The sequence below is a fragment of the Primorskyibacter sp. S187A genome (assembly GCF_049800955.1).
GTDB lineage: Bacteria > Pseudomonadota > Alphaproteobacteria > Rhodobacterales > Rhodobacteraceae > JAKVBH01.
In genome coordinates, this window is sequence record NZ_JBNAGA010000001.1 from 830,886 (window position 1) to 843,757 (window position 12,872).

12 protein-coding genes and 1 tRNA gene are annotated in these 12,872 nt (G+C 61.3%); 7 read left to right on the forward strand and 6 right to left on the reverse strand.

Translation table 11 applies throughout. The features are described from left to right. Window positions 1-167: 167 nt before the first annotated feature. The gene (locus ACP15S_RS04245; protein ID WP_425038332.1) at window positions 168-1,160 is read right to left on the reverse strand and encodes a hypothetical protein; all 993 of its coding nucleotides are present in this window, start codon (window positions 1,158-1,160) and stop codon (window positions 168-170) included. A gap of 144 nt (window positions 1,161-1,304) precedes the next feature. Then, a tRNA-Tyr gene (locus ACP15S_RS04250) sits at window positions 1,305-1,388 on the reverse strand. 120 nt (window positions 1,389-1,508) lie between these two features. Here ACP15S_RS04250 and rlmB point away from each other — a divergent pair. Together rlmB and ACP15S_RS04260 are read left to right on the forward strand one after the other, a co-directional pair. After that, window positions 1,509-2,282 carry a 23S rRNA (guanosine(2251)-2'-O)-methyltransferase RlmB gene (gene rlmB / locus ACP15S_RS04255; RefSeq protein ID WP_425038333.1) on the forward strand — a complete coding sequence of 258 codons (774 nt, stop codon included), beginning with the start codon at window positions 1,509-1,511 and terminating at the stop codon, window positions 2,280-2,282. Window positions 2,283-2,339: 57 nt separating this feature from the next. Then, window positions 2,340-2,663: a hypothetical protein gene (locus ACP15S_RS04260; protein WP_425038334.1), complete on the forward strand. Its 324-nt coding sequence runs from the start codon at window positions 2,340-2,342 to the stop codon at window positions 2,661-2,663. Window positions 2,664-2,796: 133 nt separating this feature from the next. Here the strand turns inward: ACP15S_RS04260 and ACP15S_RS04265 are convergent, their stop codons facing one another. Next, window positions 2,797-3,504 carry a sulfite exporter TauE/SafE family protein gene (locus ACP15S_RS04265; RefSeq protein WP_425038335.1) on the reverse strand — a complete coding sequence of 236 codons (708 nt, stop codon included), beginning with the start codon at window positions 3,502-3,504 and terminating at the stop codon, window positions 2,797-2,799. A 211-nt stretch (window positions 3,505-3,715) separates the two neighbouring features. Between ACP15S_RS04265 and ACP15S_RS04270 the strand changes: the two genes are divergently transcribed. After that, window positions 3,716-5,407, forward strand: coding sequence for an acyl-CoA dehydrogenase family protein (locus ACP15S_RS04270; protein WP_425038336.1), 1,692 nt, complete (start codon window positions 3,716-3,718; stop codon window positions 5,405-5,407). Window positions 5,408-5,750: 343 nt separating this feature from the next. On the opposite strand, the gene ACP15S_RS04275 is transcribed toward ACP15S_RS04270, so the two are convergent. Beyond that, window positions 5,751-6,830: a Hint domain-containing protein gene (locus tag ACP15S_RS04275; protein ID WP_425038337.1), complete on the reverse strand. Its 1,080-nt coding sequence runs from the start codon at window positions 6,828-6,830 to the stop codon at window positions 5,751-5,753. A gap of 109 nt (window positions 6,831-6,939) precedes the next feature. Next, window positions 6,940-7,866 (reverse strand): lipid A-modifier LpxR family protein, encoded by a 927-nt coding sequence (locus ACP15S_RS04280; RefSeq protein ID WP_425038338.1) that lies wholly within the window; start codon window positions 7,864-7,866, stop codon window positions 6,940-6,942. A 199-nt stretch (window positions 7,867-8,065) separates the two neighbouring features. On the opposite strand from ACP15S_RS04280, the gene ACP15S_RS04285 reads away from it, so the two are divergent. Beyond that, a complete protein-coding gene (locus tag ACP15S_RS04285) occupies window positions 8,066-9,247 on the forward strand; it encodes a hypothetical protein (protein WP_425038339.1) in 1,182 nt (393 codons plus the stop codon). Window positions 9,248-9,265: 18 nt separating this feature from the next. Here the strand turns inward: ACP15S_RS04285 and ACP15S_RS04290 are convergent, their stop codons facing one another. Continuing rightward, a complete protein-coding gene (locus ACP15S_RS04290) occupies window positions 9,266-9,460 on the reverse strand; it encodes a SlyX family protein (RefSeq protein WP_425039649.1) in 195 nt (64 codons plus the stop codon). A 164-nt stretch (window positions 9,461-9,624) separates the two neighbouring features. Here ACP15S_RS04290 and hisS point away from each other — a divergent pair, with 164 nt between their 5' ends. Genes hisS through hisG form a run of 3 tightly spaced genes read left to right on the forward strand, consistent with a single transcriptional unit; the run spans window position 9,625 to window position 12,865 of the window. After that, entirely contained in the window at window positions 9,625-11,097 is a 1,473-nt protein-coding gene (hisS, locus tag ACP15S_RS04295; protein WP_425039650.1) for a histidine--tRNA ligase, read from the forward strand. After that, a complete protein-coding gene (locus ACP15S_RS04300; RefSeq protein WP_425038340.1) occupies window positions 11,094-12,182 on the forward strand; it encodes an ATP phosphoribosyltransferase regulatory subunit in 1,089 nt (362 codons plus the stop codon). The genes hisS and ACP15S_RS04300 overlap by 4 nt, the downstream gene beginning before the upstream one ends. Next, window positions 12,179-12,865 carry an ATP phosphoribosyltransferase gene (hisG, locus tag ACP15S_RS04305; RefSeq protein WP_425038341.1) on the forward strand — a complete coding sequence of 229 codons (687 nt, stop codon included), beginning with the start codon at window positions 12,179-12,181 and terminating at the stop codon, window positions 12,863-12,865. The genes ACP15S_RS04300 and hisG overlap by 4 nt, the downstream gene beginning before the upstream one ends. The last annotated feature ends 7 nt before the right edge of the window (window positions 12,866-12,872 follow it).

Sequence of the window (12,872 nt, forward strand, 5' to 3'; positions counted from 1 at the left end):
AAACCAAAACAAACGTTCCAAGTCTTCTTTTGCCGTCAAATACCTCGGGGGAGGCCCACAGGGCCGGGGGCAGCGCCCCCATCTGCCCCGACAGGGGCGCATCGAGAGCGCGCCCGTGGCGCGCGCCTTAAAATCAAGCTAAACAAGCGCTGAAAAAAGCCTGTTTGTCAGCGCATCCAGTAGCCTTCGCGTTTGAGGCGGTTGCGGATCGCTTGTTCCTTGCGGGGCAGGACATCGCGGTCAAACAGATCGCGCGCCTTGGCCCCGCGGCCTTGATAGATCATGCGCAACGCCGGCTCATAGGCTTTCAGCAATTTCTTGATCCGGTTCGGCGCCACGACGCTCTCCAGCTGGGCGACAGCGGCATCGCTTTCGCGGGCGTAGAGCAGGGGCAGTGTGCGGTAGTGACAATGATGCGAACCATCCATCATGCCATGTTGTGCGCTGTCGCGGCTGCCTCCCAAAGCGTGGATCACCAAGGGAAGTGCCACCTGATCGAGCCAGGGATCCATGACCTGACAGACCAATTCGCGCGGCGGATCATCGCGAATGGCTGTTGCATATTCCTCAAACAGGGCGCCGAAGACGCGAGGGCAGCTGCCGAAGAAAAAACCTGCGTTGAAATACAGATACCGGCGCCAGAATTCATCGGGTTGGCTGAGATCGAGCGAACTTTCGAAATCGAGGTCAAACTTGTCGTAGAGCGATTTCCATATGGCTCCATATCCGGGCCCATAAAGCTCTGTCTTGGGCCAGGTGTTTTCGCGCCGCAATGACGCAGAAGGGCGCGCGAAATCAAACCCAACCTCGCGCAGGTCCCTCAGGATCAGCGTATCCGTGTCCAAAAACAAAAACGGCTCGCCCTCGGGCAGCGCGCGGAGCCCTTCGATTTTGTTGCCCTGCACGTAGCTGTCGCCAAATATCTTGTTGTCAAAGGGCAGAAACGTTACGCCGAGTTCGATCAGCATATTGCGCACAGGCTCATCCGTGATGCGCGGATCACGGCCCCACAATGGTCCGGGCTGCGGCTCAAGGCAGAAGACCTGGCCTTTGAAGCGCGGCATGCTCGCCTTGATGGATGCCGCAAGGATCAGGGCCTCGTATTGCAACCGTCCGGCCTGACCGACGAAGGCGATGTTGAATATCTGCTCCTGCGCCACGGGCGGGCCCCTGTGATGGTGATCTTGCGGAAAGACTAGCTTGTCTGCCCGGCGCGTTCCAGCCGCTCTTGATCCAAAACGGCAAGACGCGCGCTATCGGTGCTTCGTAAGCCGTATGACTCGTACCAACCGATGTCAGGAAAGTGGTGGGCGACCTAGGAATCGAACCTAGCGTGCGTCTCCGCGAGGGAGTTACAGTCCCCTGCCACACCTTGCGGCCTGTCGCCCACTGAGGCGTGGGATTACTCTGCACACCCCAAGGGGTCAAGAGCGATTTAGCCTGAATTTGCGCTTGCCAAGCGCGATCTGCGACGTGCAAGGGAAGGGATCACATCTGGAGGCGGAAACGTGGCGAAAAAACCGACATGGGTCGTGGCCAAGGAACGCGACAAACGCGCAGCGGCAGCCGAAACCCTCTGGCTGTTTGGATTGCATGCCGTGCGGGATGCCCTGTCCAATCCGCGCCGCGAGAAACTGCGCCTGATCGTGACGAAGAACGCCGCAGATAAACTGGCCGATGCCATTGCCGCGGGCGGTCTGGAGCCTGAGCTTGTCGATCCACGGAAATTCAACGCCCCGTTGGACAAAGGTTCCGTGCATCAGGGCGCCGCGCTCGAGGTCAAGCCGCTCGATTGGGGCAGTCTGACCGATGTGGCGCTGGGGGAGGGTGCGCCACGTCTGGTCTTGCTGGACCGGGTCACGGATCCCCATAATGTGGGTGCGATCCTGCGCTCTGCCGAAGTTTTTGGCGCGCGCGCCGTCATCGGCCCGCGCCATCATTCCGCGCCAGAGACGGGCGCATTGGCGAAAACAGCCTCCGGCGCGCTGGAGCGACAGCCCTACTTGCGCGTGCGCAACCTCGCTGATGCGATTGCCGAGTTGCAGGCCATGGGTTGGATTGTGCTTGGGCTCGCAGGCGAGGCGGAAGAAACAATCGAGGCCGCGCTGGAAGGGCGACGGGATCGGGCTGTGGCCCTCGTGCTTGGCGCGGAAGGCCCGGGGCTGCGGCAACGCACGCGCGAGGTCTGTGACGGGCTGGTGCGGATCGACTTCGCGGGGGGCTTTGGGTCGCTCAATGTCTCCAACGCCGCCGCTGTTGCGCTCTACGCCGCCAGACCCTGAAGCCTCTGGCAGAGCGGCCTCGGCGCACCTATCTCTTGGCAATCGAGGAGGGCCCGGATGCCGCACCATACAAAGATTGCCACATGTTGTTATTGCGGGACGCGCGCCGCCCTTGTTCTCAAAGGCTCTGAGCGGCATGAGCTGAGCTGTGCGGCCTGTGGCGCCCCGCTCCATGACATGAAGATGCTGCGCACGCAGGCCACGAAATCACACCCGATCGAGCGCAACCCCAAGCCCAAGAAACGCAGCAAGGGTGTCACGCCCAATGCACTATGGGAGCGCGAACTCAAACGCGGCAAGAAAAAGAAGAAGTCCAAAAAGAGCTTCGCGCGCAGGATTTTCTCAGAAGCGTTTGACGTGCTGGAAGACATCTTTGATTAAAGCACTTCGACGGACACCCGATCCATCGAGCATCACGAGCAAGCAATTGCTTGGCAGTGTCATCGTGATCCATGTTTTTCGCAAAGCGCTATAACCGCGATCCCCTGCTGTCCGGCTGGGTCTGCGCGGCGGCTCAATAGACGAGCCAGGCCCTGCGCAACAAATTGACCCCCGCCACAAGCAGCACCCAGAGCGTGACCCGCCGGAAGGTTTGTTGATTGATCCGGTCCTGCACCGCCAGCCCCACCCACATGCCCAGAACGCCGGGAATGCAAAGGGCGGCAGAGAAGGTCATCGTATCTGCGCGCACAACGCCTGAGGGCCCGTGCGCGGCCATCAGCAGCAAGGTGCCCAGCCCAAACGCGATCCCCTGTGTGCGCACTTGCAGGGCCTTGTCGGTGTTGAGCGCCGTGAGATAAGCCACGGTGGGCGGGCCCCAGACGCCCGACAATCCGCCGATGAACCCCGCGACGCCGCCAAACCCGGCTTCGATGGCGCGGCGTTGTTCGCGGATTTCCGTGCGCCAGCCTATGATCTGCAAGACGCAGAACAAAACCACGGGCCCGCCGATGGAGGCCAGCAAAACCCATTGCGGCAAAAAGGCATAGAGCTGCGCCGCAAGGACGAGCGTGCAGGCACCAGCGATCATGAAAACCTTGAACTGTCGCAGGGCCTTAATCGCCGCCGCGCGCCCGCCGCGCAGGCTTTGCATGGCGTTTGTAATGAGCGTGGGGAGCATCATCCCCGCCAAGGCGATCTGTGGGGGCAAAAACGCGCCCAGAAGGGAAATCAGGATCGTCGGCATGGCAAAGCCCACGACGCCTTTGACAGCTCCGCCCAAAAAGGCGACAGCGAGACAAAGCGACCACTGGGCCAACGTCAATTCTACAAGTATATTCTCCACAGATTGCGTCTTATCAGGAGGGCGTTAGCGCTGCATTGCCAAAAGGCAACGCGCAATTTTCGAACAAAAGATTGCGCTTGGGGGTATTTATGTTGCGCTGCACCTGCGAAGATACTATGCAGTTGCGGAAAGCTATACGGAGAGAGCCATGGCCCACGACGGACAAGACCTCATGCTGGATGCGCCGATTGTGCTGCCGGACCTTCTGAAGCTGACAGGGGATGCTGTTGGCCCGGTTCGGCAAATATTTGAAATCGCGCGGGAAAATCTGCGCGAGATGGTAACGGTGGATGGTCGCATCTCTGCGTCGCGCATTGAGGCGGAGCAAACGGCGGCCCACGGTCTGGCCTGGCTCGCGACTTATACTGACAGTCTTGCCCAGATGCAGAGCTGGGCGGAAGCGCTGGAGCGTGAAGGCCGTTTTGGCGAGATGGAGCAGTTGATCCATCAGATCGCGTTCGGGGAATACCTCTGGCAAGTCTATGGCGGCATCCCGATGAACCAGGGCGAGATCCTGCGTTTGCAGGACATTGGCCTGAGCCAGCAGGATATGGCGCCGCTCATGGCGCCCGCCGTCATGACTTTGACGCAGCAGGGCAACACGCAGGCGGCGCGCACGCGGCTGGTCGAGTTGATGCGCGAGCAGGGGCAGGCGGCCACGATGTTTGGCGCCTCCGGCCTTGATGAAGAGCTCGAGATGATCCGCGAGCAGTTCCGTCGCTACAGCCTTGATAAGGTTGAGCCTTATGCCCACGAGTGGCACCTGAAGGACGAGCTGATCCCGATGGAGATTATCGATGAGTTGGCCGAAATGGGTGTCTTTGGTCTGACGATCCCGGAGGAGCATGGCGGGTTTGGCCTGTCCAAGGCGTCGATGTGCGTCGTCTCTGAAGAGCTCTCGCGCGGCTACATCGGCGTAGGCAGCTTGGGCACGCGCTCCGAGATCGCCGCAGAGCTGATCATCGCGGGCGGGACCGATGCGCAGAAAGAGAAATGGCTCCCGGGCCTCGCCTCCGGTGAGATCCTTCCCACGGCTGTTTTCACCGAGCCAAACACAGGGTCTGACCTCGGCAGCCTGCGCACCAAAGCCGTCAAGGATGACAATGGCGATTGGGTGCTCAACGGCAACAAAACCTGGATTACCCACGCCGCGCGGACCCATGTCATGACCGTTCTGGCCCGCACGATCCCGGATACGGACAATTACAAAGGCCTGTCGATGTTTCTGGCGGAAAAAACGCCCGGCACCGATGAAGCGCCTTGGCAGGATCCCGGCATTTCCGGCGGTGAGATCGAAGTGCTCGGCTATCGTGGCATGAAGGAATACACGCTCAACTTTGACGACTTCAAAGTGAAGGGCGAGAACCTTCTGGGCGGCGAAGAGGGCAAGGGCTTCAAACAGCTCATGGAGACGTTCGAAAGCGCGCGCATCCAGACGGCTGCCCGTGCGATCGGTGTGGCGCAATCGGCGCTTGATGAGGCGATGAAATATGCCGAGGATCGCAAGCAATTCGGCAAGTCTCTGATCGAATTCCCGCGTGTCTCCGGCAAACTTGCCATGATGGCCGTCGAGATCATGATCGCGCGTCAGCTGACGTATTTCTCTGCGCGCGAGAAAGACGAAGGCCGCCGTTGTGATCTCGAGGCAGGCATGGCCAAGCTCTTGGGCGCACGCGTGGCCTGGGCCGCGGCCGACAACGGCCTGCAAGTGCATGGCGGCAACGGGTTCGCGCTGGAATACAAGATCAGCCGTATCCTATGTGATGCCCGCATCCTCAACATCTTTGAGGGTGCTGCGGAGATCCAGGCCCAGGTCATCGCGCGCCGCTTGCTGGGCTGACCCACATGCGAAACGCTCCAGTGGAGCGTTTCGGGCCGCAGCACGCGGAGATCCAGGCCCAGGTCATTGCGCGCCGTTTGCTGGGCTAATCCAAATGCGAAACGCTCCAGTGGAGCGTTTCGGGCCGCAGCACGCGGAGATCCGGGCCCAGGTCATTGCGCGCCGTTTGCTGGGCTGACCCACATGCGAAACGCTCCAGTGGAGCGTTTCGGACCGTGACATGGGCCTCGGGGATGCGCCAAATGCGCGCTTCTCCATCCGCTTGTGTGGCCTTCCTCTTGCTAAAAACATCCCGGTGGTGTGGGGGCTGGCCCCCAAGACTGCCGCCCGTGACAAATGCCTGTCACGCGGCGTGGCGCAACAGCGCGGCTTCGCTGGCCGATAGCGTTCTGCGCGCACTGGCCCCATAGACATGAGGGTCGCTGGACAGCGCGGGCATGCCTGCCAGCAGGCGCGCGCGGTCTTCGTCTGATAGGGTCGAGAGCGATGTTTGCGCGGGATGAAAGCTCTCACTCTCGACGCCATTGGCAAACATGATTTCATGCTGCGGGAGCAGCAGATGAATATACATCACCTCCTTGACCCGCAGATCCGTCACAATGCTCTGCGCATTGATGAGATGTTTGGCGGAGACCAAGACTTCGGATGTGTTGAACAGCTCCTGTGCGGCCGCGCCGCGCATGATCAACTTGTGATCGGGCGAGACGAGAAACGTCTCGTCCGGCTGATCAATGCCAAAGGCACTGGCCTGAATGCGCACAGGGCGCAGATGGGGCAGGGCAAAGAGGCGTGCGCCTGTCATGCGGCGGCTCCCGCGCCAGAGAATCTCCTGCGCACCATTGTCTTTGGTCTGAACAAGATCGCCTTCACGCAGGTCTTCCACAAGCGCGCTCCCCTTGGGCGTGGCGATCCGTGTGCCGGGCGTAAAGCAGATCACGCCGCCAAGGCCGAGGTCGTCCGCAGAGGAATGGGCCAGCACATCTAGTGTGTGGTGTACGACCCAGAAGTCCTTGTTTTGCGGGGGGATATCATTGTGGAACATCGCAAGCGGCCGTCGTCCCGGCCCTGCGGGCACCAGTGTGACCGTGAAGCTGCGTGCGCCATCGGTGACAACAAAGCTGGAATCCTCAAGCAGAGGATCGTCGAATGACGCTGCATGCGCCCCTAGGCCGGGTGTTTTATGGTCATCGAAAGCTGCTCCGATCAAACGCCGCACCTTGCGGGCGGCATGCTGTCGGAGCGCATCCACGCTCGGTGATCCCTCCAGTCGCACGACATCGGCGGGCCCATCGACCCGCAACGTGTCTCCCGTCCAACTCCAAGTCGATCCCACGTTGAGTGAATGTGGGGGCGCCCCTTTGAAGCCGTCTGTCTCAGTTTGCGACCAAGAGATGACATACGTGCCACGAAAGCCCGTGTTCATCGCCAAAGTCCTGCCTCGGTTCTTTTATTATTACCCGCAACTTAACAGCCGTCGCTAAAGTTGAGAATCGGGGATTTCTTGCGTGAGGTATTTCTGCACCGCAGCTGTGTCAAAATTGCCAGTCAATCCGTACGGAGCCCGTGGTCTGGCCTTCATCCTGCGCTTCGAATTCAGGGCTGAGATAGGTCAAGCCGTAAAACAGATTGCGCCCCTCCGTTTGCCAGTGCACCCCGGCGCGCAAGCGGTTGCGGGTGCTCTCGAACTCCATGTCGTCGTCATCGCTGAGCAACTGGCTGTCGGCGACGTGGGCCATGTCGCCTCCCAACACAAAGCTCAAGCCCCGGCCCTCGCCTTCCACAACGCGATATCGATGGCCGGTAATCATATCCCGCGCTTGGGCCCCGCCCATGCCAAAGGTGCCGATAGTCAGATCAAAGCCTGCGCGGGCAAGGGTTTCGACCCCGGTTTCCGCTGCCAGGAAGGGGCGCAGATGCGCGTGGCCATAGGACAGCGTACGCCCGATTTCGGCGCGCGCGCCCAAGGTTGGATCGAGATCAACCTGCCCATCGCGGACGCTTTTGGACGGCGTCGTGGCGCCCGGCAAAAGATCATGCAGCCCGGTTTGCAGATCGATCAGGCCATTCTCCGGGCCAACAAAGCTCAGGCTGGCTTGAAGGTCTGTCTCCAACTGCCCCAGAGCAAATTGTGTTCCAAGGGCCAACCGCAAGTGCCCCGCCGCCGGTCTGTCATCGGCATCGGGCCAGCGCAGGTTGTTGGGGGACATCACGGCCGCATCAATCCGGTATTCCAGCATGACACCGGGCCGTGTTGGCAGGCGGCCCGTCCAGCTTTCCGAGGAATTCACATAGGATGAGGAATAGGACCCTGTTTGCCAGCGGTCCCGGCCATCGCCAATCAGATCGTTTGAAATGAGGCGGCCGTAGCCGATGCGTTCACGGCCTTCGGCTTGCGCGGAGGGTGTCAGGAGAGACAGGGTCAGGCCGATTGCAACAGCCGAGGAAGCCAAACGCAACATGAGCGGTCATCCGATTTGTGCCCCCCCGGGCAGGCCCACGTGTAAACAAGTCATCAAACAGGGGCCAGCGAGAAATCGCTGCAACCGGGGGTGGTGGCGCAGGTGTGGCATCTGGGCACGATTTTTCCGACCCGCTCAGGAGTGCTTTGACTGGGGCCTCGCATGAGTTATGCACAGGCGAGGTGAGGAGGGGGTCGCGATGTACCGTCCCAAAGGCAAAACCCATGTAGCGGTCTCTGCGCTGGTCTGCGCGGCTGTTCTGGCGGGCTGTGCTGACCCGATGTCGGATGTGCAGACACTCGATGATGTCGAGCTCGCCCAGGATGTGGATCGTGCCGAACTGGGCGGCACCACATCACCAGACGAGCCGATCCTGCGTCCGGGCCTGCTGGGCGCGCTGTTCGGCGGTGGTGCGGCGCAAGGTGAACAGACGGAGGCCATTGATGCGGCCGTGACATCTGCGCTGGCCCCCGAGGAGGTTCCGGCCTTGCCGGAAAACACCGCGGAAACAGCCGAGACCGAAGCGCTATCCCAAAGCACGGAAGATAAGGTCGAGAACGAAGCCACAGCAGCTCCGCAAGAGGTGGCAGCAGCGGCGCCGCGCGGTCGTTTCAGATTGTTTGGCGGGTTGTTCGATGCGCCCGCGGCACCTGCCTCGAAGGCTCAGACCGAGCAAGCGGAGGCGGCCCCGGAGCCTGCTGCGGATGAGATAGAGCCCTCGGAGCCGTCAACCGAAATGCAACAAGCCGCCTTGGACGCGCCTGCCACTGAAACGCCCGCGACCAAGACACCAACAGCGACGCCGCGCCAAGCCGGTTTCCGGCTGTTTGGACTTGGACGCCGCAGCGGGGCGGGATCCGGCGGATCAGATCCTTCCAGCGCAACGGAGGCCGCCGATGTGACGCCCGGGGCGCCGTTGAGTTTTGGAGCCGTGGGGCGTGTGTGTGAGGTACGTGGCAAAGCGCTTGGCCGCGAAGTCGAACGCTTTCCCGAAAAGCGCAGCGCTTACACACTCTACGATACCGCACCGGGCAGCACCGAGGCGCGTGCCTTCTATATCACAGGTTTCTCAGACGGCTGCGCCCGGCAAGTCACGGCGGCGAACGTGATTTTCGGCGCACCCTCCATGCACGAGCGTCTGCGCTACGGCCTGCCTGCGGATACTTTGCCCGCCTCGCGAACCGATGAGGCCTACAAAACGCTCAAAGCCAAGGTCTGCGGCGTGCGCCGCAACCAGCCTTGCGGCGCGCGGATCGACAAGCTGGAAGCCAATACTGTCTTCGTGACGATGTACCAAAGCTTCACGGGCAATCGCAATTGGTCCAACCTTTTGCTGCACGACGGGGCGCTTTATGCCTCGGATATCAAGCAAATGCCCTAGGGCGCCCGCCCTGAACGTTCAGTAATGCGGGGGTCGTTCGTCTCCGATGACAACACCGCCAGACCCTTCTGCCTCGCGCTCCGCTTCGCGCCGCATGAGCATCGCAACACGATGTTCCAGCACGTCAATCTGGTTGTTTTGCCGCGCCACCTGATCGGAGAGCTCCTCAGCGAGCTTCTCCAGATGGGCCACGCGTTCCTGCAAGATGAGCATATCGTCCATGGGCGCAATCTGCCCCAAGCGCGACCCGCCGCCAAGCCCCGAAACACGGCTTGATGCATGCGCCCTCCCATGGGCCGACTTGCCCCGCGCCCCCGAGCCCGGTAATGGGTGCGCGCAAGCACGACACGATCCCTCCACAAGTGGACCCGATAGCCATGGCCAAGCCCAAGAAGACGCCTCGCCCCAAGGCCCAGACGCCCAAGGGCTTTCGTGATTATTTCGGCGTTGAAGTTGCCGGGCGCTCCGAGATGCTGGAGAAGATCGCGCGGGTCTATCATGCCTATGGTTTCGATGCTCTGGAGAGCTCTGCGGTCGAGACGGTTGAGGCTCTGGGCAAGTTCCTGCCCGATGTGGACCGTCCGAATGCCGGGGTCTTTGCCTGGCAGGACGAAGATGACACCTGGATGGCGCTGCGCTATGATCTGACGGCGCCGCTGGCGCGGGTCTATGCCCAGCATCGCAACGATTTGCCCACGCCTTATCGACGCTTTGCCATGGGCCCTGTGTGGCGCAATGAAAAGCCCGGGCCGGGGCGGTTTCGTCAGTTTTATCAATGCGATGCAGATACCGTCGGGACAGCGTCCATGGCCGCAGATGCGGAAATCTGCATGATGCTGGCTGATTGCCTGGAAGAAGTGGGTATTCCACGCGGGGATTACGTGGTGCGGGTCAATGACCGCAAGGTGTTGAACGGTGTGCTGGAGCAGATGGGTCTTGCCGATGAGGCGCAGCGCGATGACGTTCTGCGCACGATCGACAAGTTCGACAAAGTCGGCGCGGACGGCGTGCGTGAATTGTTGGGCAAAGGGCGGCTGGATGCGTCTGGTGCTTTTATTGACGGGGTCGGTCTGGAAGATCATCAGGCGGCGCCTGTGCTCGATTTTCTGACCTCCAAAGGAGCCGATGCGCGCGAGACGCTCGCCAATCTGCGCGAGGCTGTGGGTGAAAGCGATATCGGCTTGGAAGGTGTCGCAGAGCTCGAGACCATGTCTGCCCTGTTTGAGGCTGCAGGCTACGGACCTGACCGGATCGACATTGATCCGTCTGTCGTGCGCGGGCTTGGCTATTACACGGGCCCTGTCTTTGAGGCAGAGCTCACTTTCGAGATCATAGACGAGAAAGGCCGCCCGCGGCAGTTCGGCTCGGTCTCTGGCGGCGGTCGGTATGACGATCTGGTCAAGCGGTTCACCGGCCAATCGGTCCCGGCGGTGGGTGTGTCCATCGGTGTGGATCGGCTTCTCGCCGCGCTGCATGCCAAGGGTCGGATCAGCGCAGAAAGCCAGGGTCCCATTGTGGTCACGGTCATGGATCGCGATCGCATGGCGGATTACCAGAGGATGGTGGCCGCGTTGCGCGCGTCTGGCCTGCGCGCAGAGGTCTATCTGGGCAACCCGAAGAACTTCGGCAACCAGCTCAAATACGCCGATAAACGCCAGAGCCCGATTGCAATCATCCAGGGCACCGATGAGGCAGAGCGTGGGGTGGTCCAGATCAAGGATTTGATCCTTGGGGCCAAACTGGCAGAAACGGCCTCGCTTGAGGAATGGAAAGACCGCCCCTCGCAATACGAGGTGCCGCAAGCGGATATGATTTCCAAAATTCGTGAAATTCTGAGCCTTTACGCATGACGGAACGCGCAAGGATCATGACCGAGGCCGCAGCGCTTCGGGCGTCGTTTGAGGCGCGGGGCGCGCAGCCCATTGAGACCCCGATCCTGCAGCCAGCCGATACGTTGCTCGATCTGTATGGCGAAGACATCCGCGCGCGTGCGTATGTGACGTCTGATCCCTTGCGGGGCGAGCAGATGTTGCGCCCGGACTTCACTGTGCCGGTTGTGCAAATGCACATGGCCCACGGGGCGGAGCCCGCGCGCTATGCCTATGCCGGTGAGGTATTTCGCAAGCAGGAAGACGATCCGCACCGCGAGAACGAGTATTTTCAGGCTGGTTTTGAAGTCTTTGACCGCCAAGATCCCGTCCGCCGCGAGGCGGAAGTCTTCGCGGCTTTGGCCGAACCGTTGCACGATGTGTCCCTGCGCGCCGTCACAGGCGATATCGGGATCCTGAAAGCCGCTGTGCAAGGCATGGAGACCACGAGCCGCCGCAAGGCCGCGCTCTTGCGCCACATCTGGCGACCGCGCCGATTCCGCGCGTTGCTCGAGCGCTTCGCAGGTCGGATGCAACCACCTTTGTCGCGCCAGACGATGCTGGCCGCCGCCGATCCGTTTGCCAATGCCGCGCCGCATATCGGCCTGCGCAGCCGCTCAGAGATCGAAGACCGCATCGCGGCGCTGCATGAAGATGCGCAAGCCGCCCCCATCGCAGCCCGGGACGTGGACCTGATTGATGCGATCCTGTCTGTGCGTGACACACTTCCCGCAGCGCTCGAACGCTTGAGCCGGATTGCCCGCGATATGCCCGCCATCGAGCCTGCTGTCGCCAGATTGCAAGAGCGCATCGATGCGATGGACCAGATTGGCCAGAAGCCCGATGAGATCAGTTTTGAAGGATCCTACGGGCGCAGCACCATGGAATATTACGATGGGTTTGTCTTTGGCCTGTTCGCCACGGCGCGGCCTGAGTGGCCGCCGCTGGGCTCAGGCGGACGCTATGATGCGCTCACGGCTGTGCTGGGAGAGGGGCGCAATATTCCCGCCGTCGGGGGTGTCCTGCGCCCCGGTCTGCTGCTGCAACTGAGGGAGGGTGCGCAATGAGCCTCAAACTCGGGGTGCCCTCGAAGGGCCGCTTGATGGAGAAGACGTTCGATTGGTTCGCAGATCATGGCATTACGCTGACCCGTACGGGGACGGACCGGGAATATGCCGGCCGGGTGGACGGGATCGAGGGGATCGATCTGGTCTTGCTGTCTGCCGGTGAAATTCCCCGCGAGCTGGCGGCAGGCAATATCCAGCTTGGCGTGACGGGCACGGATCTGATCCGCGAAAAACTCAGCGGATGGGAACAGCGCGTCGAACCTCTCGCAGAGCTGGGCTTTGGCTTCGCCGATCTGATCCTCGCGGTGCCCGCAGCCTGGGTCGATGTGGATACGCTGGACGATCTGGACGCCGCCGCCGCTGCCTTTCGCACAACCCATGGCTTCCGCCTGCGCATTGCCACGAAATACCACCGCTTGGTGCGAGATTTCCTGCGTGATGCAGGTGTGGCCGATTACCAACTGATCGACAGCCAGGGGGCCACCGAGGGCACCGTCAAAAACCTTACGGCGGAAGCCATCGCTGACATCACCTCGACGGGCGAGACCCTGAGCGCCAATCACCTCAAGATCCTGCAAGATGGTCTGATCTTGAAATCACAAGCTACGCTCTTCGCCTCGCGCAGCACCGACCTGACACCAGACGAGCGCAAAACGCTGACTGATCTGCAAACCCGTCTCTGACGTCCTC